The organism is Marinobacter bryozoorum, from assembly GCF_023156245.1.
Taxonomy (GTDB): Bacteria; Pseudomonadota; Gammaproteobacteria; order Pseudomonadales; family Oleiphilaceae; genus Marinobacter; species Marinobacter bryozoorum.
The window spans coordinates 86,051-110,196 of record NZ_JAKZAH010000002.1 but is presented as its reverse complement, the minus strand read 5'-3'; the positions used below and the strand labels follow the sequence as shown (position 1 = coordinate 110,196).

The following is a 24,146-nucleotide window of genomic DNA, read 5'->3' as shown; positions in this document are numbered from 1 at the left end:
TGAATCGTACAAAGTTCGTACAACTGAACAGGATATTGGTCGAAATGGTAACAATCCGTTTGACTCGTGGTGGCGCCAAGAAGCGTCCTTTCTACCACTTGGCAGTAACTGACAGCCGCAACGCCCGTGATGGTCGTTTCATCGAGCACGTAGGCTTCTTCAACCCGATCGCCCGTGGCCAGGAAGAGCGCCTGCGTGTTGACCAGGAGCGCGTGCAGTACTGGATCAGCCAGGGTGCGCAGCCTTCCGAGCGTGTTGCACAGCTGCTGAAGGCCGCTGCCAAGTAAGCGTTTTACCGGGGACCTGGCATGACACAGCATCCACAGGAAACTGTGATCGGCCGGATTACCTCGGTTTTCGGGGTCAAGGGGTGGCTTAAGGTCTATTCCTATACGGACCCCGTTGACGGGATTCTGAACTACCGGCACTGGATGCTGCTCCACGAAGGTAAGCGCATCCCGGCAGAGCTTGAAGCCGGGCGGCGTCATGGCCCGGGCATTGTTGTCAAGCTCAAGGGTATTGACGATCGTAACCTGGCGCAGACCTACGGCGGTGCTGAGATACGGATTCCGCTATCGGAGCTGCCGCCGCTGCCGGAGGGTGAGTACTACTGGCATCAGCTGGAAGGGCTCGGCGTGGTTACGACAGAGGGTGAGCGCCTTGGCAGGGTGCACCACCTTATGGAAACCGGTTCCAATGACGTGCTGGTTGTGAGGGCAGACGATGCCTCCATTGACCAGCGTGAGCGGCTGATTCCCTACCTTCCGGGCCAGGTGGTTACGGAAGTGGAACTGGCGGCTGACAGGCTCGTCGTTGACTGGGATCCGGAGTTCTGAGGGTGTGGATTGGCGCAGTCAGTCTGTTCCCCGAGATGTTTGGTGCGGTTACCGACTACGGGATTACCGGCAGGGCAGTTCGTGAAGGTCTGCTGACCTTTGAGCGCTGGAACCCGCGGGAATTTACCCATGATCGGCATCGCACGGTAGACGACCGGCCATACGGCGGTGGCCCCGGCATGCTGATGAAAATCCAGCCCCTGCGGGACGCTATCCACGCTGCCCGCGAGGAAGCGCCGGGCAAGGCCTGTGTGGTGTATCTTTCACCCCAGGGTGAAAGGCTGGATCAGCAGGTGGTGGAGTCGCTGGCTTCACAGGATAGTCTGATCCTCGTGGCGGGTCGCTACGAGGGTGTTGACGAACGCCTGATCTCGACGGAAGTCGATCGGGAAGTGTCACTGGGAGACTTTGTTCTGTCCGGTGGCGAACTGGCGGCCATGGCCGTCATTGATGCGGTTACACGCCTCATCCCCGGAGCGCTGGGTCATGCGCAGTCAGCGGAGCAGGACTCCTTTGCTGACGGTCTGCTGGATTGTCCGCACTACACCCGGCCCGAAGTCTACGAAGGCCAGGCGGTGCCGGATGTATTGTTAGGCGGTCACCACGAACAGATCCGGCGCTGGCGGCTCAAAGAGTCGCTGAGGCGAACCCGGGAGCGACGCCCCGACCTGCTGGAGCAGCGGGTGCTGACGGACGAAGAGCGTGAGCTGCTGGACGAGATTTTAAACGAACCGGGTGCCTCTGATTGAATCAGGGCATTAAGAGATTGGGTATCAGGAGCACATAACGATGAGTGGCAAGAACGACATCATCAGTCAGATTGAAGCGGAGCAGATGACCAAGGAAATCCCCGAGTTTGCACCGGGCGATACCGTGGTTGTACAGGTTCGCGTAACTGAAGGTAACCGTGAGCGTCTGCAGGCGTTCGAAGGCGTGGTTATCGGCAAGCGCAACCGTGGTATGAACTCGTCATTCACCGTACGGAAGGTTTCCTATGGTGTGGGCGTTGAGCGTACCTTCCAGACCTTCTCCAAGCTGATTGACAGCATTTCTGTGAAGCGTCGTGGCGACGTTCGCCAGGCCAAGCTGTACTACCTCCGCGAACTGTCCGGCAAGGCCGCACGGATCAAGGAAAAGCTGGGCTGATCCAGGTCTGGCGCATACGGCCGCAGGCGGGCAATGTCCGCTTTGCAGGCAACGAAAAAGGGCGGCTTCGGCTGCCCTTTTTCGCGTCTGGAAACCGGACAAGTGCATGGCGGAGACCGCAAAGTGGTTGAGCGTAAAGACAGAAAGCCCCTGAGAGCTGAAGACGAGCACCTGATCCAGCGGTTCCTGGATGCACTCTGGCTGGAGGATGGGTTGGGGGAAAAAACCCGTTCGGCCTATGGCAGTGATCTGCGGCTGCTGTCGGCCTGGCTGGCGGACAGGCCAGGGTCGCCGTCGCTTTTGGGAGCCGGCCGTCAGCACCTGCTGGACTGGATATCCTCCGCCTTTGTCCAGGGTCGCAAGAATGCCACGGCCGCCCGGCGCCTGTCCGGGCTGCGCCGGTTCTACCGGTATCTTCTGCGGGAACACCTGGTTACCGAGGATCCGACGCTTCGCATTGAAAGCCCTCACCTTGCCCGCCGTTTGCCGGATACCCTGTCTGAGGCCGACGTGGAGGGGCTGTTGAATGAGCCGCTGGGGCAGCAGGTGCGGGATGAGCGTCTGGAATTGCGTGACCGGGCCATGCTGGAGATTTTGTACGGTTGCGGGCTGCGGGTCAGCGAGTTGGTGACGTTACGGGTGGACCAGGTCAACCTCCGGCAGGGGGTGATCCGGGTGACCGGTAAGGGAGACAAGGAGCGTCTGGTACCCATGGGAGAGGAGGCTGTCGACTGGCTGCTTCGCTATATGAACCAGGCCCGGGGGGAGCTGCTGCGGGGCAAGGTCTCCGATGACCTGTTTCCCGGTAACCGTGGTACGGCCATGAGCCGACAGGCGTTCTGGTATCGGATCCGGCACTACGCCGACCGGGCCGGTATCCGCAAGAAACTGTCGCCTCATACCCTCCGCCACGCCTTTGCAACCCATCTTTTAAACCATGGCGCCGACCTGAGGGTGGTGCAGATGCTGCTGGGCCATGCGGACCTGTCAACAACCCAGATATACACCCATGTAGCACAACAGCGCCTCCAGGACCTGCATCATACCCATCATCCGCGAGGCTGAACTTTTTCACTGTCGTTCAGTCACAACCGGACAGCGAACAATTGCTCCGTGGGCAGGGCTTTGGTCTACTGAGTGCCGAATCAAAAATCCACCCCCTTTCGAAAAAGCAGGGTTATCCATGAATCAATTGCTAGTCCGTTCCCTACGTGGTGTAGCAGCCATCCTGGCGCTGAGCGCATTCCTGGTGGCTCCCCAGGCGGTAGCGGAAACCCCTGAAGACATCATTGCCAAGCGGCTCAGTGACGCCGTGCCAGGCCTCCAGGTCAATGAAGTCAAGGTGTCAGCGGTCCCCGGCCTTTACGAGGTGCGTACCAATAACCGTGACATGATCTACGCCACCGAAGATGGCGAGTACATCCTTGCCGGCGAAATGCTTCAGCTCACTGACAAGGGTATCGTCAACGTAACCGAGCAAGCCCGGGCAGGTGAGCGAGCTGAAACCATGGCTTCCTTCGGTGAGAAGGGGTTGATTACCTATCCGGCGAATGGCGAGCAAAGGGCCGAAGTCGATGTGTTTACGGACATCGATTGTCCCTATTGCCGCAAGTTGCATGACGAGATGGCGCGTCTGAATGACCTTGGTATTACCGTGAATTACTACGCCTTTCCCCGTTCGGGTCCTGGCACGCCGTCATTCGCCAAGTACGAGTCGGTCTGGTGCGCCGAGGACCAGGTGGCGGCCATGAACAGGGCCAAGGCTGGAGAGAGCGTTCCCGAGGCCAGTTGTGACAATCCGGTAGCGGACCAGTACCAGCTTGGTCAGCAGGTGGGTGTAACCGGCACGCCGGCCATCCTGCTGGAGGACGGCAACATGATTCGTGGCTACGTACCCGCAGACAAGCTGGCAGAAGGCCTTGGCCTGAACTGAACCGATGCCTGATATTGGCCGGGCGGTGGTGTTCTGAGCCCGGCTAATCGGTATACTAGTGCCGCAAATACTATCCATCGGGCATTGAGGTGAAGCTTGAAAGAAGTCAGGGTCGGAATCTGCGGCTTGGGGACCGTCGGTGGCGGGACGTTCAATGTGCTGACCAGGAACGCTGGCCTGATTGCTGGCCGTGCTGGTTGTGCCATCCGTACGGTACGGGTAGCGACTCGCACCTGGCGGGACGATATTGATCTTGGCGATATTCCCTTCAGTACCGATATCATGGATGTGGTCAACGATCCGGACGTCGATGTTGTGGTCGAGCTGATTGGCGGCTATGAAACCGCCCGCGAGCTGGTACTGGCAGCCATCGCCAACGGTAAGCATGTGGTAACCGCCAACAAGGCGCTGATCGCGGTCCATGGCAACGAGATCTTCGAAGCCGCCGCACAGGCCGGGGTTGCCGTTGCCTATGAAGCCGGTGTCGCCGGCGGTATTCCCGTTATCAAGGCAATTCGTGAGGGCATGGCGGCCAACCGAATCGACTGGCTGGCAGGCATCATCAATGGTACCGGCAACTACATTCTCACCGAGATGCGCAAGGGGCGCCCCTTTAACGAGGTGCTCCAGGAAGCCCAGGACCTGGGTTATGCAGAAGCCGACCCGACCTTCGATGTGGAAGGCGTCGATGCGGCCCACAAGCTCACCATCATGGCATCCGCCAGCTTTGGCGTACCATTGCAGTTTGAACGGGCCTACACTGAAGGCATCTCCCGCCTTACGCCCTACGATATAGCCCACGCAGAGTTGCTGGGGTATCGGGTCAAGCACCTGGGTATTGCCCGTCGCCGTGAAGGCGGCATCGAGCTGCGGGTCCACCCGACACTGGTTCCCCGGAGTCACCTGATTGCCCAGGTAGACGGGGTTCTGAACGCCGTGTTGATGGACGGTGACGCGGTTGGGCAGACCATGTACTACGGGCCGGGTGCGGGTGATGAGGCCACCGCCTCTGCTGTTATCGCGGATATCGTCGATGTTGCCAGAACCGTCCAGTCTGGCGCCCAGGGTCGCGTGCCCTACCTCGGTTTCGCACCGGAGGCCATCGAGGACCTCGAAGTGCTGCCCATGGAGTTCACCCAGTCTGCCTACTACCTGCGCATCCAGGCCCTGGACCGTCCGGGTGTGCTGGCCAAGGTGGCGTCCATCCTCAGTGAGCATGGCATCAATATCGAGTCCATCATGCAGAAGGAATCCGAGGTCCATGATGGCCGGATTCCGGTGATCATCCTTACCCACACGGTACAGGAGCGCCAGGTCAACCAGGCCATCGAGGAACTGGAAGCCCTGGACGAGGTGGATGACCAGGTTGTCCGCATCCGCGCAGAAAACTTCAACTGACAGGTAAGCACGTGAGATACATCAGTACACGGGGTGAAGCACCCGCGCTGGGCTTCGAGGATGTCCTGCTGACCGGCCTCGCCACTGACGGCGGGCTTTACGTACCCGAGTCCCTTCCTCATTTCAGCCTTGAGGAGATCCGCAGCTGGCGCGGCCTGCCGTACAGCGAACTGGCCTTCAAGATCATGTACCCGTTCGTGGACGATGCCATTCCGGAAGACGATTTCCGGAAAATGCTGGACGAAACCTACGACGTGTTCGCCCACAACGCGGTCGCGCCACTGGTGCAGCTGGATGCCAATGAATGGGTGCTGGAGCTGTTCCGGGGGCCGACACTGGCGTTCAAGGACTTCGCCCTTCAGCTGTTGGGGCGTTTGCTGGACTACGTGCTGGAAAAGCGAAACGAACACGCCGTGATTATGGGCGCCACGTCCGGTGACACCGGTTCAGCGGCCATCGAGGGTTGTCGTCGCTGCGAGCATGTGGACATCTTCATTCTCCACCCGCACCAGCGGGTCTCGGAAGTGCAGCGCCGTCAGATGACGACGGTCCCCGGCGACAACATCCATAACCTGGCCATCGAGGGCAACTTCGACGACTGCCAGCGCATGGTGAAAGCCAGCTTCGGCGACCAGTCCTTTCTGGGCGGCAAGGCGCGGCTGGCGGCGGTGAACTCCATCAACTGGGCGCGGATCATGGCCCAGATCGTTTACTACTTCCAGGCGTCCCTGTCCCTGGGCGGCCCGGATCGCTCAATGGCGTTCTCGGTACCTACCGGTAACTTCGGTGATATCTTCGCGGGCTACCTGGCGAAGAAGATGGGGCTACCCATCTCCCAGCTGGTGATTGCTACCAACCGCAATGACATCCTGCACCGGTTCATGAGCGGCAACCGCTATGAACAGCACCAGCTTGAACACACCTTGTCCCCGAGCATGGATATCATGGTATCCAGCAACTTCGAGCGCCTGCTGTTTGACCTGCACGGTCGCGACGGCGCGGCCGTGAAACTGCTGCTCGAGAATGCTGCCAAGGGCCCGGTCAGTATCGAGGATTACCGCTGGCGCCATGCCCGCAAGCTGTTCGACAGTGATGCGGTTGACGACAAGGCGACCTGTGAGACGATTCGCCAGGTCTACGACGAGAACGAGTACCTGCTCGATCCCCACACCGCGATCGGCGTTAAAGCTGCCCGCAGCTGCCGCCGTGACCCGGCCGTGCCCATGATCACCCTGGGTACCGCGCACCCGGCCAAGTTCCCGGATGCGATTGCCGAGGCGGGTCTGACAGTCAAGCCGCAGCTGCCGGCCCATATGGCGGATCTGTTCGATCGGGAAGAGCGTTACACCGTGCTGGGTAACAACCTGACCGACGTTCAGGACTTCATGGCCAAGCACTGGAAGCATGCCTGACCTGAGTAATTGGGGCGCCCTATCAGGGCGCCCGGAGTTTCTATGACCCCCAGAAAAATCCTGCGACGCCCAGGTCCGTCAACCGTGACAGACTGGGGGCGGGACTTGCCTCCCTTGCTCCGCCGTCTCTATGCCGTTCGGGGTGTGACCTCCGACGATGAACTGGCCTATACCCTGAAGCACCTCGCTTCGCCCATGGACCTCAGAGGTATCGACCGTGCCGTCGCATTGCTCGCCGAGGCCATCGAGCACCAGCAATCGGTACTGATTCTCGGTGACTTTGACGCCGATGGCGCTACCAGTACCGCGGTTGCCATGCTGGGGCTGTCCATGCTCGGTCTGGGTAACGTGGATTTCCGCGTACCCAGCCGCTTCGCCGATGGCTATGGCCTGACCCCCGGTATCATCGAGCGACTGCTCGAGGAGGGTGCGGCTCCCGACCTTCTCGTCACCGTCGATAACGGCATTTCCGCCCACGAGGGTGTTGCTGCGGCCCGGGCCGCAGGCATGAAGGTGGTGGTCACGGATCACCACCTGGCCGGTGAGGGCCTTCCGGACGCCGATGCCATCGTTAACCCCAATCAGCCAGGGTGTCCGTTTCTGAGTAAGAACGCTGCCGGTGTCGGCGTCATGTTCTATGTGCTCACGGCACTGAGAAAGTACCTGAGGGAGGCCGGCCGGTTGCCAAGTCCGGAGCCGAACCTCGGGAGCCTGCTGGACCTGGTGGCCCTGGGTACCGTCGCAGACGTGGTACCCCTGGATCACAATAACCGGATCTTCGTGGAGCAGGGTTTGCGGCGAATCCGCCAGGGCCTGGCGCGGCCGGGTATCCTTGCCTTGCTGGAGGTGGCCGGCCGTGACCATACTGCGATCAGCTCTACCGACCTTGGCTTTGTGGTGGGTCCCCGCCTGAATGCGGCTGGCCGGCTGGACGATATGAGCGTCGGGATCGCGTGCCTGCTGGCAGACAATCCCGAGGAAGCAAGGCGCCTGGCCAGCGAGCTGGACAGCTTTAACCGGGAGCGCCGGACCATCGAACGGGAAATGAAGGCCCAGGCCCAGGAGCTGCTGGCCTCGATGTCCCTGGACCTGGAAGGGCTGCCCTGGGGGCTGGCGCTGTTCGATCCGGACTGGCACCAGGGGGTAATCGGTATCCTTGCTGCGCGGATCCGCGAGCAGACTCACCGGCCTACGATTGCCTTCGCACCGGATGATGACGGGGTGCATATCAAGGGCTCGGCCCGGTCGATTCCCGGTCTCCATATTCGCGATGCCCTGGCGGTGGTGGATACCCGACACCCGGGGTTACTGAAGAAGTTTGGCGGGCATGCCATGGCTGCGGGAATGACTATCGAGCGGGAGGCGCTGGAGCACTTCAGCCAGGCCTTTGACCAGGCGGTGCGCGATACGCTGACAGCGGAGGACCTGGAGGCCGCGATTGTAACGGATGGGCCGCTGAGCCCGTCGGAAATGAATCTTGAAACTGCGAACCTGCTGAAAAAAGCCGGTCCCTGGGGCCAGCATTTTCCAGAACCCCTGTTCGATGGCGAGTTCCGGGTCATCAGCCAGCGGATTGTGGGGGAAAACCATCTGAAGCTGGTACTGCAACCGGTGGACGGGAAGGTGGCAGTCGACGGCATTGCGTTCAACACCGGCCCGGAAGTACCGGACTTTACCCGTTGTGGCGCCCGGGTGGTGTACAAGCCGGACGCCAACACCTTTCGCGGGCGCACCAGCCTGCAGCTTCTGATCGACTACCTGGAACCCAGCCGCTAACCAGCCGGGTTCCGTTTCGATCGTCAACGGTTCTTGGGAATCACCCGCTCTCTCACGAAAACGACCAGGATGGCCACCAGGGTCAGCACCGGCCAGGAGCCGGTCAGCATGAAGGGGGTGTGGCCACTGACGGTGCGCAGCTCGCCGTTGAGTACTTCCCGTTCGAACTGGGGAATATCGCCACGGACCTGACCTTTGTTGTCAATCACCGCCGTTACACCATTGTTGGTGCCCCGCAGCATATAGCGCCCGGTCTCCAGGGCGCGCATCCTGGCCATCTGCAGGTGCTGGTGGGGGCCGATAGAGTCCCCGAACCAGCCATCATTACTGATGGTTACCAGCAGGTTGCCCCGGCGTGCGTTCATGGCCACGAAGTCCGGGTAGGCCACTTCATAACAGATGGCGGGCATCAGCCTGGCATCGCCGGCTACCAGCGGTTGCTGGTATTTCGGACCGGGGCTGAAGCTGGACATGGGCAGGTCAAAGAACCCGATAATACCCCGCAGCCACTGTTCCAGTGGCACGTACTCGCCAAAAGGCACCAGCTTCTGCTTGTGGTAGACACCGTTCCCGTCATTACCGATGGCCATAATGGAGTTATGGTAGGTGTAGTCCTCCCGGTCGGTGCTGTAGGTGTACCAGGGGATGCCGCTGATCAGGACGCTCTGCTCGCCAAGCTTTGAATGGATATGCTCGATGATCGGCCCGGCCTGGTCCTGGGTGATGGGGATGGCGGTTTCCGGCCACAGGATAATGTCCCGGTCCCAGTCCTCTTCGGTCAAGCCCAGGTACACCATTAGCTGGTCCCGGAGAAAATCCGGATCCCACTTGATCTGCTGGGGGATGTTGCCCTGCATGGTCGCAAAGGTCAGAGGCTTGTTGCTGACCTCGGTCCAGGGGAAGCGGTTCAGGGCCGGGCCGGCCAGCCAGAGCGCCAGTGTGCACACAGCCAGGATGGCGGCAGGGGCGTTTCTGCGACTGCGGATGAGGCTGCAGAGTCCGTAGAGTGCAGCACCGGTGCCGGTGATGATCAGGGTGATGCCATGAACGCCGGCCAGTGGTGCCCAGCCTGCCAGGGGGCCGTCCACGTGGGCGGTGCCCAGATAGAGCCAGGGAAAGCCGGTGAGTAACCAGCCGCGAATCCAGTCCGCCAGCACCCACACCGCCGGAAACAGGATCAGCCGGCGAACCTGGCTCTCCTTCGCCAGTTTGCCCCAGCCCCAGAAGGCAATGCCGTGCACCAGCGCCAGGCCGGCCACGAAGAGCGTCATCAGCAGTACCGCCACGGGAATGGAGGTGTTGCCGTGCTCGCTGATGCTGATGTAGATCCAGGTGACACCGGATGCGAACAGGCCAAGTCCGGTCAGCCAGCCCGACAGGAACAGCTGCCGGCCAGGCTGGAACAGGGTAACGGCAAGAATCAGGGCAACCGATACCGGCCCCAGCCACCACCATTCCCAGGGTGACAGGGTCAGCGTCTGCAAGCCACCGGCAACCAGTAAGACCAGTGCCCCGGCCCAGCGGGGTGCGTGGGCCAGCGGGTTACTCAACATCGTCGCGGGTCACCTGCAGTAACCGGATGACCCGGTTGTCGGCGTTGGCAATGGTGAAGGTAAAGCCGTAGAAGCTGATGGTTTCGCCCCGGCGGGGCAGGTGGCCGAACTCCTTGAGCACAATGCCGCCGATGGTGTCGAACTCCTGTTCGTCCATGTCGGTGCCGAAGAATTCATTGAAGTCTTCGACGGAGGTCACGGCCTTCACGGCCCAGGAGCCGTCGCCGTGGGGCTTGATGTTGGTTTCCTCATCGAAGTCGTGCTCGTCCTCAATCTCGCCAACAATCTGTTCCAGCACGTCCTCGATGGTGATCAGGCCGGCTGTGCCGCCATACTCGTCCACCACGATGGCCATGTGGTTGCGGGTCTCCTTGAACTCCTTGAGCAGCTGGTTGAGGCGCTTGCTTTCGGGTACGAAGGTGGGCGGTCGCAGGATTTCGCGAATCCGGTTCCAGTGCAGGTCGTTGTTCAGGGCGAGGGGCAGCAGGTCCTTGGCCAGCAGCACACCGATCACGTCGTCCTGGCTGTCGCCGATGACGGGGAAGCGGCTGTGGGCAGAATCGATGATTTCCTTGAGGAAGGCCTTGGGTTCCTGGGAGGCCTTCACGGTGACCATCTGGGAGCGGGGAATCATGATTTCGTCGACGCGCATGTCAATTACCTGCATGGCGCCTTCGATGATGCTCATGGCATCGGTGTCGATAATATTGTGTTCTTCGGCATCACGAAGAATCTCCAGCACGTCCTCGACGGACTCAGGCTCGCTGGAGAAAGCCTGGGATATTCGCTCCAGCCAGGACTTTCGGTCCTGGCCGCGACTCGACTGATCGTCGCTCATGAGTGTGGTTCCGATTCCTCTGTCTCGTAGGGGTTGTTATAGCCAAGGTCGGCCAGCAACCGGATTTCCAGGGCTTCCATAACCCCGGCATCAGCATCGTCAATATGGTCATAGCCCTGGAGATGCAACATGCCGTGGATGATCATATGGGCCCAGTGTGCTTCGGGTGTCTTGCCCTGTTCGGCGGCTTCCCGTGCCACCACCGGTGCGCAGATCACCAGGTCACCGGCCAGAGGCACTGTTATACCGGCTGGCGCCTCAAATGGGAAGGACAGCACGTTGGTGGGCTTGTCCTTGCCCCGGTACTGATGATTCAGTTCCCGGCTCTCGTCCTCGTCCACCAGGCGCAGGGTGACTTCGGAGTCATGGTCCTGCTGCCAGCCGGCCCGTGCCCAGCGAATGAGGTCGTTATCGCCAGGCAGGGTGTCGTCTTCGATAATCCGCTGGATATCAACGGTCAGCTGGCTCATACCGCGTCGCCATCACCGAAGTCGTCGTAGGCTTCCACGATGCGCTGTACCAGCGGGTGGCGGACCACGTCGGCGGACTCGAAACGGGTAAAGCCGATGCCGGATACCTTGCTGAGTACGCTGGCAGCATGGATGAGCCCGGAGTTCTGGCCTCGTGGCAGGTCCACCTGGGTGGTGTCACCGGTGATGACAGCGGTGGACCCAAAGCCGATACGGGTCAGGAACATTTTCATCTGCTCGCGGGTGGTGTTCTGGCTCTCGTCAAGGATGATGAACGAGTTGTTCAGTGTGCGTCCGCGCATGAAGGCCAGTGGTGCGATCTCGATCACGCTTTTCTCGATCAGGCGGGTCACCTGTTCAAAGCCCAGCATTTCGTAGAGGGCGTCGTACAGCGGGCGCAGGTAGGGGTCTACCTTCTGGGCCAGGTCGCCGGGCAGGAAGCCCAGTTTCTCGCCTGCCTCTACCGCAGGGCGTACCAGCAGGATGCGTTTGACCTGCTCGTCTTTCAGGGCTTCCACGGCGCAGGCCACGGCCAGCCAGGTCTTGCCGGTACCGGCGGGGCCAATGCCGAAGTTGACGTCGTGGTTGCGGATGTTATGAACGTACTTCTGCTGGTTCTTGCCTCTGGGCCGGGCCTGGAGCTTGGGTGTCTTGATGACGATCTGGTTGCCGTCCCATTCGGAGGCTTCGGGCATGCGCTCGAAGCCGGATTCCCGGATGAACAGGTGGACGGTTTCCGGGCTGATGTCGTCGGTGGCTTCGGTTTCCCGGTAGAGGTGGCGGATGACTTCGGTGGCGGCGGTGGCGTTTTCCGGGGCGCCTTCGATGCGGAAGTGGTGTCCCCGGCGGCCGATGCGTACGTTCATGCGCCGTTCGATGTGTTTGAGGTGTTCGTCAAACTGGCCGCACAGGACGGTTAGCCGGCGCTGGTCGGCCGGGCTCAAATCAAATTGTCTTGCTTCGGTGGTTGTAGTCAATCTTTCCTCTGTTTCGGTTTGGGGGTTGGGCCGCGGGGCGGGGAGGCTTTTCTTTCGGAAAAAGAACTCGCTTCGCTCAGACACCTTTTTCCTGCAGAAAAGCCTCCCCACCCCACGGCCTTTCCAGCGGTAGTGCGAATCTCACTTATAACTCCGCAGCACGACCGGTCGGACGTTTGGCCTTATTGCCCCTCAGTATAGCTCCGCGTTGACCGGGATACCGCGAAGGGAATTCGGTAACGCTTCCTTGATTTCCACATCAATAAAGTTGCCCACCACCTCGGGATTGTCGTGGCGGAAATTGACGATGCGGTTGTTCTCGGTACGGCCGGCGTATTCGCCCGGGTCTTTCTTGGACAGGCCGGTGACGAGGATGCGCTGGGTGGTACCCACCATCTTTCGGCTGATGTCCATGGCCTGCTGGTTAATGCGCTGCTGGAGGATGGCCAGGCGCTGTTTCTTGACGTCCATCGGGGTGTCGTCCGGCAGGTCGGCCGCGGGGGTGCCGGGGCGGGCGCTGTAGACGAAACTGAAGGAGACGTCGAAGCCGATGTCGTTGATCAGCTTCATGGTGTCCTCGAAGTCTTTCTCGGTCTCCCCGGGGAAGCCGATGATGAAGTCGGATGAGAAGCTGATATCCGGACGGATCTTGCGTAGGCGGCGCAGCTTGGATTTGTACTCCAGGGCCGTGTGGCCGCGCTTCATGGCCGCCAGGATGCGGTCGGAGCCGCTCTGTACCGGCAGGTGCAGGTGGCTGACCAGTTCCGGCACGCGTTCGTAGACGTCGATCAGCGCATCGGAGAACTCCACCGGGTGTGAGGTGGTGTAGCGGATGCGGTCGATGCCGTCGATGGTGGCGATAACCTCGATCAGTTCCGCCAGGTCCATGGTGTCGCCGTCGTGGGTTTCGCCCCGGTAGGCGTTGACGTTCTGGCCCAGCAGGTTCACTTCCCGCACGCCCTGGCTGGCCAGGTGGGCGACTTCCACGATGACGTCGTCCACCGGTCGGCTGACTTCCTCGCCACGGGTGTAGGGCACCACACAGAAGGTGCAGTACTTGCTGCAGCCTTCCATGATCGACACGAAGGCAGAGGGGCCGTCGGCGCCGGGCTCGGGCAGGTTGTCGAACTTCTCGATTTCCGGGAAGCTGACATCCACCACGCCCACGCCGTCACCCTTGGTGCGGATTTCGGTGATCATGTCTGGCAGGCGGTGCAGGGTCTGGGGGCCGAACACCATGTCCACGTAGGGTGCCCGGTCAATGATCGCCTGGCCTTCCTGGCTGGCGACGCAGCCGCCGACGCCGATGATCAGTTCCGGCTTGTGTTTTTTGAGACCCTTCCAGCGGCCGAGTTGGTGAAAGACCTTTTCCTGGGCCTTTTCCCGGATGGAACAGGTGTTCAGCAGCAGGATGTCGGCGTCTTCCGGGGTGTCGGTCATTTCCACTGCTTCGCCGGTTTTGAGCAGGTCTGCCATGCGGGCAGAGTCGTACTCGTTCATCTGGCAGCCGTGGGTCTTGATGAAAAGCTTCTTGGCCATGGGTCTCAACTAACCTGGTGAATTCGGCGCCTGCGGGACGCTGGCAGAACTGGACCGCGTATTATAACGGCCTGGCCACTTATCAACCACCATAGTCTCGGTTAGTTGCCATGCGGTTATGGTAAACTTCGGCGTTTTCCGATTGTTGTCGAAGAATTGACCATGACTCCCGAACGCCTCGCCCGTATCAAGCAGATCCTGGCTACCCGCCAACCCGATATAAGTGTACTGACCGACCAGGTCCACAAGCCCCGTAACCTGTCCGCCATTATCCGTTCCTGCGACGCCTTCGGGCTGGCCAATATGCATGTGGTGTGGCCAAAGGAGGGCTTCAGGGCGTTCCGCAAGACCGCTGGTGGAAGTTACAACTGGGTGCGTACCCATACCCATCCGACCATGGACGAGGCGGTTGCCTCACTGAAGGCCAGCGGGCACAAGCTCTACGCAGCGCAGCTGTCCGACCGGGCGGTGGACTATCGGGAGGTGGACTATACCGTACCCTGCACCGTCATCATGGGTAATGAGGTGGATGGTGTCAGCGCAGGGGCGTCAGACCAGGCTGACGAACATATCATCATACCCATGATGGGCATGGTGGAGTCCCTGAACGTATCCTCCGCCTGCGCGATTATCCTGGCCGAGGCCCAGCGGCAGCGGAAGCTGGCGGGTATGTTCGACCAGCGACGGCTGCCGGATGAGGACTACATGCGCCTGCTGTTTCAGTGGTGCCAGCCCACGGTCAAACGCTACTGCGACGACCGTAACCTGGCGTACCCGCCCATTGACCCGGAAACCGGGGAGCTGATTGACGGGGTGGGGTGGATGAACGAGGTGCGCAAGCAGCGGCATCCCGAGCTTATCGAAGGTTAGCCATAGAATTCGCTGAAAAAGCCGGAAGAATCTGCCACGGAATCCACGGAACCACACGGAAAATAAAAGCAGCCATTTTATTTGATCTTTTCTTCCGTGTTTTCCGTGGATTCCGTGGCTAAACCGGTCTTTTCAGACTTCCCGATCCTGGAGATAGCGCTGCAATTGCTCCCGCAATGCCTTGGGCAGGCGGGTGATGGTGAGGGCGTCCTTGTCACGGTCGTAGTACACCGCCTGGTTGACCAGGTCCGACGAGAACGACAGGCTCATGCCGCCGCCGGAGCCGGCGATGCGGACCAGTTTCTTGACCTTGCGGTGATCCGGGTGGAGTACACCGCTTTCGGGAACCTCGGCATTCTGTGAGGCAAATTCCCGGAAGCGCTCGGGCTGGCTTTCGTCCAGGTAGCCTGAAAGCGCGCCGATTTCTACCGGCTCGCCCAGGGCGTGCTGTTCCTTGCAGAATTCGTAGGCCTTTGCCCGCACCTCGCCGGCTTTCTCTGGTTCCGCAGACTTGGCGAAGGCTTCCACCGCGTCCAGGAAGGTAACGGTTTCCTTTTCCACATCCACCTGGTTGGTGAACCCACACAGGCGGATAAACAGGTCGCCGCCTTCGCCCGTGCCACGGCCATGGACCAGGGTCAGGTGATTGTCACTGCCGTTGTCGCCCAGCCAGTCGTCCAGTTCAATCCGCAGTGCCAGGTTAAGCCGCGACAGGCTGAGTACGTCGGTGGCATCCAGGGCCTGGTTGCTGTCAAAGCGCATGGCGCTGTCGCTCTCCAGTACCAACAGGTAGGCCACTTCGCCATCGGCCAGGGCCTCGTGGACCAGCATGAGGTGACCGGAGAACTCCTCCTGGGCGCTATCGAGCAATTCCTTGAACTGGCCGAACAGCCGGTCGGTGAGGGAGGCGAACGTCTGCTTTTCTTCCATGTAGTCCTTGAGCCAGGCACTGAACGGACTTTCGCCGATATCCTCGGAGAAGCGCCCGTATTTCTTGCCCGGCTTGCTGTTGAACAGCCGTTTCATCTGCTTGTGCAGTATCTCGTAGTCGCCACCGGGCTCCTGCAAGGGTTCGCCGGTTTGCAGCCTGGCAGGCTGTCCGGGCTGGTACTGGCTGGCAAAGGCGGTTCTCAGGTGCTTGATGGCCATGGTGCGGAGGTTCCTGCTGATGATTCCGGGAAGTGAGGGCGGATTTTGCCACGGATGGCCGGTCTATTCGATGCCGTGGCGGGCCAGGGCCCAGTGAACGTGTTCGCGGACCAGTTCCGAGGGGTGGTCGGCCCTTGATTTCAGGGCCTCAACCACCGGGATGGTGGACGGTGCATTACCCAGGCCCACTGCGAGGTTACGCAGCCAGCCTTCATAGCCGGTGCGTCGAATGGCGGAACCCTCGGTGCGCTTGAGGAACTCGTCTTCGGTCCAGCGGAACAGTTCAGCCAGGGTGCTGTTATCCAGGTTGTGCCTGGGGCTGAAATCCTCTTCCTGTGTCGGCTTGCTGAAGCGGTTCCAGGGGCAGGCCAGTTGGCAGTCGTCGCAGCCAAATACCCGGTTGCCCATCAAAGGACGCAAGTCTTCGGGTATGGAGCCTTTCAGCTCGATGGTCAGATAGCTGATGCATCGGCGGGCATCGAGCACGTAGGGTCCGGCAAAGGCGTTGGTAGGGCAGGTGTCCAGACAGGCGGTGCAGCTTCCGCAATGATCTTTCTCGAAAGCTGGTGTGACCGGCAACGGGGCAGAGGTAAAAATTTCGCCCAGGAAAAAATACGAGCCGGCTTTGGGGTTCAGCACCAGGGTGTTCTTGCCGATCCAGCCCAGGCCGGCCCGCTGGGCCAGGGCCTTTTCCATCACCGGGGCGCTGTCAGTAAAGGCCCGGTAGTCAAACCCGTGCAATTCCGAGTCAATGCGCTTGGCCAGGTGGGTCAGGCGCTTGCGGATCAGCTTGTGGTAATCCCGGCCCAGGGCGTAGCGGGTAACGTAGGCCTTCTCCGGGTCTTGCAGGACCTGCTGCGGGTTGTCCGGCGCGTTGCGGTAGTCCATGCGAACGGAGATGATTCTTTCCGTGCCGGGCACCAGGGAGGTCGGTGAATAGCGCTTGTCGCCGTGATGGCCCATCCATTCCATCTCTCCCTGCAGGCCCTGTTCCAGCCATTGCTGTAATCGCTGGGCGTGCACGCCGGTATCCGGCCGGGTGATGCCGATATCGCTGAAACCCAGTTCCCGGGCCCATTCGCGGATACGGGCGGGGAATTCTTCAAGTGCAGAGGTCATGGATCGGAGTTACTATTGGTTAAAGTGTGGTCTATGGCTGAATTTTGCTATGCTTAACAGGAAGCTGGCAAAAACAGTTAAACTGGATTCTTGAAACCTGACAGGTTCTGGCCCGTTATGCCGACAACCCACAGCTTAACAGAATCACTCTTCACTGCAGATGGCGTGCAGGCCCTCGACCGATTTCTTATTGAAGATCAGGGCGTTGACGGCTACGGGCTGATGCAGAAAGCCGCCCGCGCCGCGTTCCGCCAACTGATGCGGCACTGGCCGGACGCAGCCTCTGTACTGGTGCTGTGCGGAGCGGGCAATAATGGTGGCGACGGTTACCTGGTGGCCCTCAATGCCCTGCGCCAGGGGCTTGCGGTTGACTGTATCGCCGTTGCGGATCCGCAAAAACTGTCCGGTGATGCCCGTCGGGCCTGGCGGGATGCTGAACAGGCTGGCGTGGCCATCCGCCAGTGGCAGGCCGTCGCAGGAGACGAACGCATTCGGCTTTTCGACGGATCGCCGGTTGTGGTGGATGCCATGCTGGGAACCGGTGTGCGGGGTCAACCCAGGGCACCCTTCGACGAAGTGGTTCGCCAGGTCAATGCCAGCGGCTGTCCGGTGCTGGCGGTGGATGTTCCCTCCGGGCTGGATGCCAGTCGCGGTGTGGCAGAGGGCGACGCAGTCAAGGCTGATGTTACGGTTACCTTTATTGGCCAGAAGCTGGGCCTGTTGACGGGCGAGGGGCCTCATTTCGCCGGCACGGTTATCCATGACACCCTGGGTGCCGAGCGGGCCCCGGCTGACTTCCCGGTTGAAGCAGTGGCTTCGTTAGCGGGCTGGAGCCGGTGCCGGGAATGGCTGCCACCACTTTCCCGTTCAGCCCACAAGGGTGTCTTCGGACATGTGCTCGTGGTGGCTGGTGACCGGGGGTTTGGCGGTGCCGGGTTGCTGGCGGCTGAGGCAGCGGCCCGCAGCGGTGCAGGGCTGGTCAGCCTGGCTACCCGTCCGGAGCACGTTGCCCCCGCCTTGTCCCGGTGTCCGTCGTTGATGGTTCGCGGAGTTGTGCATGGTAATGAGCTTGCGCCGCTTCTCGAGAAGGCCGATGTGGTGGTGTGCGGTCCGGGTTTGGGGCAGTTTGCCTGGGGGGAACAGATGCTGCAGCAGGTGCTTGAGGCCGGCAAACCCCGTTTGCTGGATGCCGATGCCCTGAATCTGATGGCGCACCGGATGCCGGTGGTCTCGGACGAGCAGGTCATTACGCCCCATCCCGGCGAGGCAGCCCGGTTGTTATCCTGCTCCGTTGCCGAGATCGAGGCAGACCGGCTCGCTGCAGTGCGCTCACTGCAACAACGGTTTGGCGGCCTGGCATTGTTAAAGGGTGCCGGCACCCTGGTTGCAGCCCCGGATCAGCTGCCGGTTCTGGTTGCCGGAGCCAACCCCGGCATGGCCACCGGGGGAATGGGAGATGTTCTGTCCGGTATTCTGGGGGCATTCATGGCACAGGCCACCAGGTCGGGTGCCCTGTCGTTGGCTGACGGAGTGGTGCTGGGAGCGTCCCTCCACCTGGCCGCAGCGGACAGCGCCTCCCGCAGCAAGGGCTCTCGCGGCCTGTTGCCGATGGACGTGATCGATGCGTTGCCAGGTGTGCTCGGCGCGGCTGAAACCCGTGTCGAAGAAGCCAGGGTCGCCACCGGGGAGGTATCGGATGACTGAACAGACCGTCTGGCTGGCGGATGAGGCAGCTACTGTCGCAGCTGGTAAAAGTCTTGCAAATGCGGTCAGGTCGGTCGCATCTGCTGAAGGGGTTGTTATCTTTCTCCATGGCACCCTGGGTGCCGGCAAGACCACATTCAGCCGTGGTTTCATTCAGGGGCTGGGGCACCAGGGGGCAGTAAAAAGCCCGACCTATACGCTGGTGGAACCCTATGAGCAGTTGCAGCCAGCCACCTGGCACTTTGATCTCTATCGACTGGGCGATCCGGAAGAACTGGAATTCATGGGCATCCGGGATTACCTGGCCCCTGGCAATGCCTGCCTGGTGGAGTGGCCAGAGCGTGGGGAGGGTATCCTTCCCGTGCCGGACCTTGAACTGACCCTGACGCCGGAGCGGGGTGGTCGCTCGCTGGCCTTTCAGGCCCGCAGCGATACGGGCAGGGTGCTACTGCACCGCCTGACAGAACAAAGGGGTTTTACCGCTGAAACCATGCGGTCGCAAACAAAGACGGACCAGGATTGAGGGCCCGCGTATGACAGCAACAAAATTCGTTACAAGTCCCTGGCTCAGAGCGATAGTGCCACTCCTTGCCATGGTGCTCGCGGCCATTCCGGCCAGGGCCGCCACCGAGGTGGAGGGAGCCCGTATCTGGCCCGCGCCGGATCATACCCGGCTGGTGTTCGATACCCGTTCACCCGTGGAACACACCATCTTCTCACTGGAGAACCCGGCCCGGCTGGTGATTGATATGAAAGACGCCAGCCTCAAGGCCCGGCTGGATCAGCTGGACCTTACGAACAGCCCGGTGCGCCGGATTCGCAGCGCGTCCCGCAACGGCGACGACCTGCGGGTGGTCCTTGACCTGGGCAAGGACATCAAGCCGCGAAGTTTCCAGCTTGAGCCCAACCAGCAATACGGTCACCGGCTGGTCATCGACCTTATCGAGGAAGACCGGGAGTCCCTCAATGATATGACCCGCCCCATCGTCCGGGAGGACACTGGCAGCAAACGGGATATCATCGTGGTGATTGACGCCGGCCATGGTGGCGAGGATCCGGGGGCTATCGGGCCTTCCGGGACCCGGGAAAAAGACGTGGTTCTTGCCCTGGCCCGTCGCCTGGAAAAACTGATCGATAGCAAGCCGGGCTATGAAGCCCGGCTGACCCGCACCGGTGACTACTTTATCGACTTGCGTCGTCGTACGCTGCTGGCGAGGAAGCACAAGGCGGATCTTTTTGTGTCAGTCCATGCCGATGCCTTCCACAGCCCCCAGCCCAGGGGGGCATCGGTGTTTGCGCTGTCCCAGCGAGGGGCAACCAGTGAAACTGCCCGCTGGCTGGCCCGCAGCGAGAACCGTTCTGACCTGATCGGTGGCGAAGGCGGAGTCACCCTCGGCGACAAGGACGATGTACTTGCCGGCGTTCTGCTGGACCTGTCCATGACGGCCAGTATCAACGCCAGTGTTGGCGTGGGCGACTATGTCCTCAAAAAGCTGGGCAATGTCACCCGGCTGCACAAGTCCGGTGTGGAGCAGGCTGCCTTCGCAGTACTCAAATCCCCTGATATTCCTTCGATCCTGGTGGAGGCCGGCTTTATCTCCAACCCCCAGGAGGAGAAAAACCTGCTCAGCTCCGCCCACCAGGACAAGGTTGCCCGTGCCGTCGTTGACGGCATCGACGAGTACTTCAACACCCTGCCGCCACCTGGCACCCTGCTGGCCTGGCAGAAACGTCAGCAGGGTGGAGCCGTGGCCAGTGAATACCGGGTGCAGCGGGGTGACACCCTGTCGGCCGTTGCCCGTCGTAACCAGGTCAGTGTTGAAGCCATCAAGCGGGCCAACGGCCTGACCGACGATGTGGTCATGGTAGGGCAGACCCTGCAGATTCCCAGATCGTGAACAATCGGGGCGGTTGACGCCCCGATGAATCTGTTATCATCCGGCGATCCGTTTTGTCATTCATTGTTTGCCGGAGACCCATCCCTCAATGCCTTCCATCAAGCAGCTGACCCCCCGGCTGGCCAACCAGATTGCGGCTGGGGAGGTCGTCGAACGTCCCGCCTCGGTACTCAAGGAACTGGTTGAAAATGCCCTGGATGCCGGCGCCCGTCGTATCGACGTGGAGGTGGAGCAGGGTGGCGTTCGCCTGATCCGGGTGCGGGATGATGGTGCCGGTATCCCGGAAGGAGAACTGCCCCTGGCACTGAGCCGTCACGCCACCAGCAAGATCGCCACCCTGGATGACCTCGAAGCGGTGGCATCGCTGGGGTTCCGTGGCGAAGCGCTGGCCAGCATCAGCTCCGTATCCCGGCTCACACTCACCTCACGAACGGTAGAGCAGGAGGCGGCCAGCCGGGTGGAGGTGGAAGGGCGCGATATGGACGCCCGGGTTTCTCCGGCCGCCCATCCGGTGGGCACGACCGTGGAAGTGCGGGACCTGTTCTTCAATACACCGGCCCGGCGCAAATTCCTGCGCACCGAGAAGACCGAGTTTGGCCATGTGGAAGAAGTGCTGCGTCGCCAGGCCCTGGGCCGGTTTGATACGGGTTTTACCCTGCGCCATAACCAGAAAGTGGTGCATAGCCTCAGGCCTGCAGAGAGTGACCTGGACCACGAGCGTCGCATCGGTTCGCTCTGTGGCCAGAAATTCATCGACAATGCGGTGATCATTGACGCCGAAGCCACTGGCCTGCGGCTCAGGGGGTGGGTCGCCCTGCCTACCTTTTCCCGCAGCCAGGCAGACCTGCAGTATTTCTTCGTCAATGGCCGGGTGATACGCGACCGCCTGGTCGCCCATGCGGTGCGACAGGCCTATCGTGATGTGCTTTATAACAACCGGCATCCGGCCTTCGTGCTTTACCTGGAACTGGACCCCGCTAACGTGGACGTCAACGTGCACCCCACCAAGCATGAGGTTCGTTTCCGGGATGGGCGCCTGGTCCATGACTTCATCTTCCGCACCCTCCATCGGGCGCTGGCCGACGTACGACCGGACGACCACTTCCGCGGCGCCGTCGCCCAGTCCCTGGGTCGTGAGGCTGGTGCCGGTGATTCCCGGCCAGTTGCCATGCAGGCGCCAGGTGATGCACCCGGGACGACCGGGGTTTCGGGTGCTGGCGGAGCGGGCAGCGGGGCCTGGCAAACCGGCAGCCACCTTCGGTCGCCCTGGGAATCCCGGGACCAGATGGCCTTCTACCGTTCGCTCAGTGAAGGCGGGGGCCCTGCAGGACCCGAAGGCGACCCGGGCCAGTCGCAGCCGAGAGCCTACCCCCAGGCCCAGCCCACCCCGGCCATGGGCGGCACGGCCCCGGAAGAGGGGGAGCATGGCGAGCCGCCCCTTGGTTACGCCATCGCCCAGCTGCACGGTATCTATATCCTGGCCCAGAGCCGTCAGGGCATGATTATTGTGGACATGCACGCCGCCCACGAACGCATTACCTATGAGCGGATGAAGCGAGCCCTGGACGCACAGGACCTGACCAGTCAGCCATTGCTGGTACCGGTTTCCGTGGCGGTCAGCCAGAAAGAGGCGGCATTGGCGGACGAGTGTGCCGGCGACCTGGCGACGCTCGGGCTGGTTGTCGAACGCATAGGCCCGGAGACCCTGGCGGTAAGGCAACTGCCGGCGCTGTTGCGTGGTGCCGACGCCGAGCAGTTGTTGCGGGATGTACTGGCAGACCTGATTGCACACGGCCAGAGCGACCGGGTGGAAGCCCAGACCCATGAGTTGCTCGGCACCATGGCTTGCCATGGTTCGGTGCGGGCCAATCGCCAGCTGACCATTCCCGAGATGAACGCGCTGTTGCGGGACATGGAAGCCACCGAGCGTAGCGGTCAGTGCAACCATGGCAGGCCTACCTGGACCCTGGTAACCCTGCCCGAGCTGGACAAGTTGTTCCTGCGGGGGCGCTGATGACTGCGACATCCCGTCAGCTGCCCCTGGCCATCCTGCTCATGGGGCCCACGGCCTCCGGCAAGACGGACCTGGCAATCGAGCTGTGTGAACATTTGCCCTGCGACATCATCAGTGTCGATTCCGCCATGATTTACCGTGGCATGGACATCGGAACGGCGAAGCCTTCCGCAGACGAACTGGCCAGGGCGCCCCATCGGCTGATCGACATCTGTGACCCGGCGGAGACCTACTCAGCGGCAGATTTTCGCAGGGACGCCCTGCGTGAGATGGACGAAATTGTCCGCGCTGGCCGCATACCCTTGCTGGTGGGCGGCACCATGATGTATTTCAAGGCGCTGTTACAGGGCATGGGAGACCTGCCTGCCGCCAGTCCCGGTGTTCGGCAGGAGTTGGAACAACTGGCAGCCCGCCAGGGATGGGACGTCCTTCATCGACAACTGGAAGAAGTGGACCCGGTCGCGGCCGGGCTGGTGCACCCCAATAACCGCCAGCGACTGCTGAGGGCAATGGAAGTCTATCGGCTGACCGGGCGGCCTATCTCGTCGTTCTGGCAGAGTGGGGAAAATATCAAGGATTACCCGTATTCGACCAACTGGCAGGCAGACGCCGCCCACCGGCTGCCGTATACTGTGGTCCAGTTTGCCCTGGCACCACCAGAGCGACAGCAGCTCCATGATCGGATCCGGACCCGCTTCCTGGCCATGCTGGAACAGGGATTTGTTGAGGAAGTGCGCGGCCTGATGGCCCGCGGTGACCTGACGCCGGAAATGCCTTCCATGCGGTGCGTGGGCTATCGCCAGGTGTGGTCCTGGCTGGCCGGCGAGGGGGAGTACGAGGACATGGCGGAGCGGGGCATCGCCGCCACCCGTCAACTGGCCAAGCGTCAGCTGACCTGGTTACGAAAGTGGCAGGATGTGACCTGGCTCGAGATGGATGCCGGGGAAAATCTCGCCATTGCCTTGAAAAAACTCGAATCTCACACCACATTGAATGCGGGGCGCTGAGGATCAGGGCTTCAGGCTTTGCCGGAGGTTCACCGGGAACTTCGCTGGAGATATCCGGTCCCGATTGGCTGCTGACGTGGCATTGATTAATGCTGGTGGGTTTTGCGGCTATAACACAACGACGATCTGCACTATCAGAAAAATACAGGAGAATTAACATGTCAAAAGGGCACTCTCTACAAGACCCTTACCTCAACGCGCTGCGCAAGGAGCGTATCCCGGTTTCCATCTTCCTGGTCAACGGTATCAAGCTTCAGGGCCAGGTTGAGTCCTTCGACCAGTTTGTCATCCTGCTGAAGAACACCGTCAGCCAGATGGTCTACAAGCATGCAATTTCCACCGTTGTGCCTGCCCGGAATGTCCGCATTCCCCAGCAGAACCCGGCCGGAGAAATTGAATCGGAAGACTGACAGCACCCCGGGGTTTTGTCGTCAGGCCCGCACAGGCTGACCAGGTGATGCTGGTTCAGGCTGTGCGGGTTTTTACATTTTCAGCCAGTAACATCGT

Annotated in this window: 23 protein-coding genes; 16 read left to right on the top strand and 7 right to left on the bottom strand. The window is 61.1% G+C overall.

Going from position 1 to position 24,146, the window contains the following annotated elements; genetic code table 11:
- Positions 1-44: 44 nt before the first annotated feature.
- From rpsP to recJ, 9 genes are all read left to right on the top strand, one after another.
- Positions 45-287: a 30S ribosomal protein S16 gene (gene rpsP, locus MLC59_RS01595; protein WP_248230288.1), complete on the top strand. Its 243-nt coding sequence runs from the start codon at positions 45-47 to the stop codon at positions 285-287.
- Between the two features lie 21 nt (positions 288-308).
- Positions 309-836: a ribosome maturation factor RimM gene (gene rimM / locus MLC59_RS01590; RefSeq protein ID WP_248230287.1), complete on the top strand. Its 528-nt coding sequence runs from the start codon at positions 309-311 to the stop codon at positions 834-836.
- 2 nt (positions 837-838) lie between these two features.
- Entirely contained in the window at positions 839-1,585 is a 747-nt protein-coding gene (trmD, locus tag MLC59_RS01585) for a tRNA (guanosine(37)-N1)-methyltransferase TrmD (protein ID WP_248230286.1), read from the top strand.
- Positions 1,586-1,625: 40 nt separating this feature from the next.
- A complete protein-coding gene (gene rplS, locus MLC59_RS01580; RefSeq protein WP_248230285.1) occupies positions 1,626-1,982 on the top strand; it encodes a 50S ribosomal protein L19 in 357 nt (118 codons plus the stop codon).
- Positions 1,983-2,132: 150 nt separating this feature from the next.
- A complete protein-coding gene (gene xerD / locus MLC59_RS01575) occupies positions 2,133-3,047 on the top strand; it encodes a site-specific tyrosine recombinase XerD (RefSeq protein WP_248230553.1) in 915 nt (304 codons plus the stop codon).
- Between the two features lie 118 nt (positions 3,048-3,165).
- The gene (locus tag MLC59_RS01570; protein ID WP_248230284.1) at positions 3,166-3,915 is read left to right on the top strand and encodes a thioredoxin fold domain-containing protein; all 750 of its coding nucleotides are present in this window, start codon (positions 3,166-3,168) and stop codon (positions 3,913-3,915) included.
- A gap of 96 nt (positions 3,916-4,011) precedes the next feature.
- Entirely contained in the window at positions 4,012-5,313 is a 1,302-nt protein-coding gene (locus MLC59_RS01565; RefSeq protein WP_248230281.1) for a homoserine dehydrogenase, read from the top strand.
- An 11-nt stretch (positions 5,314-5,324) separates the two neighbouring features.
- Positions 5,325-6,725 carry a threonine synthase gene (gene thrC, locus MLC59_RS01560; RefSeq protein WP_248230280.1) on the top strand — a complete coding sequence of 467 codons (1,401 nt, stop codon included), beginning with the start codon at positions 5,325-5,327 and terminating at the stop codon, positions 6,723-6,725.
- Between the two features lie 42 nt (positions 6,726-6,767).
- On the top strand, positions 6,768-8,501 hold the full coding sequence (gene recJ, locus MLC59_RS01555; protein WP_248230279.1) for a single-stranded-DNA-specific exonuclease RecJ: 1,734 nt from the start codon (positions 6,768-6,770) through the stop codon (positions 8,499-8,501).
- A 23-nt stretch (positions 8,502-8,524) separates the two neighbouring features.
- Here the strand turns inward: recJ and lnt are convergent, their stop codons facing one another.
- The 5 genes from lnt to miaB all read right to left on the bottom strand — a co-directional run bounded on the left by lnt (position 8,525) and on the right by miaB (position 13,878).
- On the bottom strand, positions 8,525-10,054 hold the full coding sequence (gene lnt, locus MLC59_RS01550) for an apolipoprotein N-acyltransferase (RefSeq protein WP_248230278.1): 1,530 nt from the start codon (positions 10,052-10,054) through the stop codon (positions 8,525-8,527).
- Positions 10,044-10,892: a CorC family transporter gene (locus MLC59_RS01545; protein ID WP_248230277.1), complete on the bottom strand. Its 849-nt coding sequence runs from the start codon at positions 10,890-10,892 to the stop codon at positions 10,044-10,046. The genes lnt and MLC59_RS01545 overlap by 11 nt, the downstream gene beginning before the upstream one ends.
- Positions 10,889-11,362 carry an rRNA maturation RNase YbeY gene (gene ybeY / locus MLC59_RS01540; RefSeq protein ID WP_248230276.1) on the bottom strand — a complete coding sequence of 158 codons (474 nt, stop codon included), beginning with the start codon at positions 11,360-11,362 and terminating at the stop codon, positions 10,889-10,891. The genes MLC59_RS01545 and ybeY overlap by 4 nt, the downstream gene beginning before the upstream one ends.
- Complete coding sequence (locus tag MLC59_RS01535) at positions 11,359-12,339, bottom strand: PhoH family protein (protein ID WP_248230274.1); 981 nt, start codon at positions 12,337-12,339, stop codon at positions 11,359-11,361. Before MLC59_RS01535 ends, ybeY begins: the two co-directional genes overlap by 4 nt.
- Positions 12,340-12,531: 192 nt before the next feature.
- Complete coding sequence (gene miaB, locus MLC59_RS01530; protein ID WP_248230273.1) at positions 12,532-13,878, bottom strand: tRNA (N6-isopentenyl adenosine(37)-C2)-methylthiotransferase MiaB; 1,347 nt, start codon at positions 13,876-13,878, stop codon at positions 12,532-12,534.
- A gap of 162 nt (positions 13,879-14,040) precedes the next feature.
- On the opposite strand from miaB, the gene trmH reads away from it, so the two are divergent.
- The gene (trmH, locus tag MLC59_RS01525; protein ID WP_248230272.1) at positions 14,041-14,748 is read left to right on the top strand and encodes a tRNA (guanosine(18)-2'-O)-methyltransferase TrmH; all 708 of its coding nucleotides are present in this window, start codon (positions 14,041-14,043) and stop codon (positions 14,746-14,748) included.
- Between the two features lie 132 nt (positions 14,749-14,880).
- Here trmH and MLC59_RS01520 read toward each other — a convergent pair whose 3' ends face one another.
- Positions 14,881-15,897, bottom strand: a complete 1,017-nt coding sequence (locus tag MLC59_RS01520; protein WP_248230271.1) for a nucleoid-associated protein — start codon at positions 15,895-15,897, stop codon at positions 14,881-14,883.
- 63 nt (positions 15,898-15,960) lie between these two features.
- Positions 15,961-17,016 carry a tRNA epoxyqueuosine(34) reductase QueG gene (gene queG / locus MLC59_RS01515; protein WP_248230270.1) on the bottom strand — a complete coding sequence of 352 codons (1,056 nt, stop codon included), beginning with the start codon at positions 17,014-17,016 and terminating at the stop codon, positions 15,961-15,963.
- A 117-nt stretch (positions 17,017-17,133) separates the two neighbouring features.
- Here queG and MLC59_RS01510 point away from each other — a divergent pair, with 117 nt between their 5' ends.
- From MLC59_RS01510 to hfq, 6 genes are all read left to right on the top strand, one after another.
- Positions 17,134-18,720 (top strand): NAD(P)H-hydrate dehydratase, encoded by a 1,587-nt coding sequence (locus MLC59_RS01510; RefSeq protein ID WP_248230269.1) that lies wholly within the window; start codon positions 17,134-17,136, stop codon positions 18,718-18,720.
- A complete protein-coding gene (gene tsaE / locus MLC59_RS01505; RefSeq protein WP_248230268.1) occupies positions 18,713-19,243 on the top strand; it encodes a tRNA (adenosine(37)-N6)-threonylcarbamoyltransferase complex ATPase subunit type 1 TsaE in 531 nt (176 codons plus the stop codon). The genes MLC59_RS01510 and tsaE overlap by 8 nt, the downstream gene beginning before the upstream one ends.
- 10 nt (positions 19,244-19,253) lie before the next feature.
- A complete protein-coding gene (locus tag MLC59_RS01500) occupies positions 19,254-20,618 on the top strand; it encodes an N-acetylmuramoyl-L-alanine amidase (RefSeq protein WP_427901686.1) in 1,365 nt (454 codons plus the stop codon).
- Positions 20,619-20,706: 88 nt separating this feature from the next.
- Positions 20,707-22,632 (top strand): DNA mismatch repair endonuclease MutL, encoded by a 1,926-nt coding sequence (gene mutL / locus MLC59_RS01495; protein WP_248230267.1) that lies wholly within the window; start codon positions 20,707-20,709, stop codon positions 22,630-22,632.
- A complete protein-coding gene (miaA, locus tag MLC59_RS01490) occupies positions 22,632-23,639 on the top strand; it encodes a tRNA (adenosine(37)-N6)-dimethylallyltransferase MiaA (protein WP_248230266.1) in 1,008 nt (335 codons plus the stop codon). The genes mutL and miaA overlap by 1 nt, the downstream gene beginning before the upstream one ends.
- A 158-nt stretch (positions 23,640-23,797) precedes the next feature.
- On the top strand, positions 23,798-24,049 hold the full coding sequence (hfq, locus tag MLC59_RS01485) for an RNA chaperone Hfq (RefSeq protein WP_248230265.1): 252 nt from the start codon (positions 23,798-23,800) through the stop codon (positions 24,047-24,049).
- Positions 24,050-24,146 lie beyond the last annotated feature (97 nt).

What these genes read in the sequence shown, in the direction of transcription:
- rpsP (WP_248230288.1), top strand. Translation starts at nt 45, where the DNA reads ATGGTAACAATCCGTTTGACTCGTGGTGGCGCCAAGAAGCGTCCTTTC.
- rimM (WP_248230287.1), top strand. Translation starts at nt 309, where the DNA reads ATGACACAGCATCCACAGGAAACTGTGATCGGCCGGATTACCTCGGTT.
- rplS (WP_248230285.1), top strand. Translation starts at nt 1,626, where the DNA reads ATGAGTGGCAAGAACGACATCATCAGTCAGATTGAAGCGGAGCAGATG.
- MLC59_RS01570 (WP_248230284.1), top strand. Translation starts at nt 3,166, where the DNA reads ATGAATCAATTGCTAGTCCGTTCCCTACGTGGTGTAGCAGCCATCCTG.
- recJ (WP_248230279.1), top strand. Translation starts at nt 6,768, where the DNA reads ATGACCCCCAGAAAAATCCTGCGACGCCCAGGTCCGTCAACCGTGACA.
- lnt (WP_248230278.1), bottom strand. Translation starts at nt 10,054, where the DNA reads ATGTTGAGTAACCCGCTGGCCCACGCACCCCGCTGGGCCGGGGCACTG.
- MLC59_RS01545 (WP_248230277.1), bottom strand. Translation starts at nt 10,892, where the DNA reads ATGAGCGACGATCAGTCGAGTCGCGGCCAGGACCGAAAGTCCTGGCTG.
- ybeY (WP_248230276.1), bottom strand. Translation starts at nt 11,362, where the DNA reads ATGAGCCAGCTGACCGTTGATATCCAGCGGATTATCGAAGACGACACC.
- miaB (WP_248230273.1), bottom strand. Translation starts at nt 13,878, where the DNA reads ATGGCCAAGAAGCTTTTCATCAAGACCCACGGCTGCCAGATGAACGAG.
- trmH (WP_248230272.1), top strand. Translation starts at nt 14,041, where the DNA reads ATGACTCCCGAACGCCTCGCCCGTATCAAGCAGATCCTGGCTACCCGC.
- MLC59_RS01520 (WP_248230271.1), bottom strand. Translation starts at nt 15,897, where the DNA reads ATGGCCATCAAGCACCTGAGAACCGCCTTTGCCAGCCAGTACCAGCCC.
- queG (WP_248230270.1), bottom strand. Translation starts at nt 17,016, where the DNA reads ATGACCTCTGCACTTGAAGAATTCCCCGCCCGTATCCGCGAATGGGCC.
- MLC59_RS01510 (WP_248230269.1), top strand. Translation starts at nt 17,134, where the DNA reads ATGCCGACAACCCACAGCTTAACAGAATCACTCTTCACTGCAGATGGC.
- tsaE (WP_248230268.1), top strand. Translation starts at nt 18,713, where the DNA reads ATGACTGAACAGACCGTCTGGCTGGCGGATGAGGCAGCTACTGTCGCA.
- MLC59_RS01500 (WP_427901686.1), top strand. Translation starts at nt 19,254, where the DNA reads ATGACAGCAACAAAATTCGTTACAAGTCCCTGGCTCAGAGCGATAGTG.
- mutL (WP_248230267.1), top strand. Translation starts at nt 20,707, where the DNA reads ATGCCTTCCATCAAGCAGCTGACCCCCCGGCTGGCCAACCAGATTGCG.
- miaA (WP_248230266.1), top strand. Translation starts at nt 22,632, where the DNA reads ATGACTGCGACATCCCGTCAGCTGCCCCTGGCCATCCTGCTCATGGGG.
- hfq (WP_248230265.1), top strand. Translation starts at nt 23,798, where the DNA reads ATGTCAAAAGGGCACTCTCTACAAGACCCTTACCTCAACGCGCTGCGC.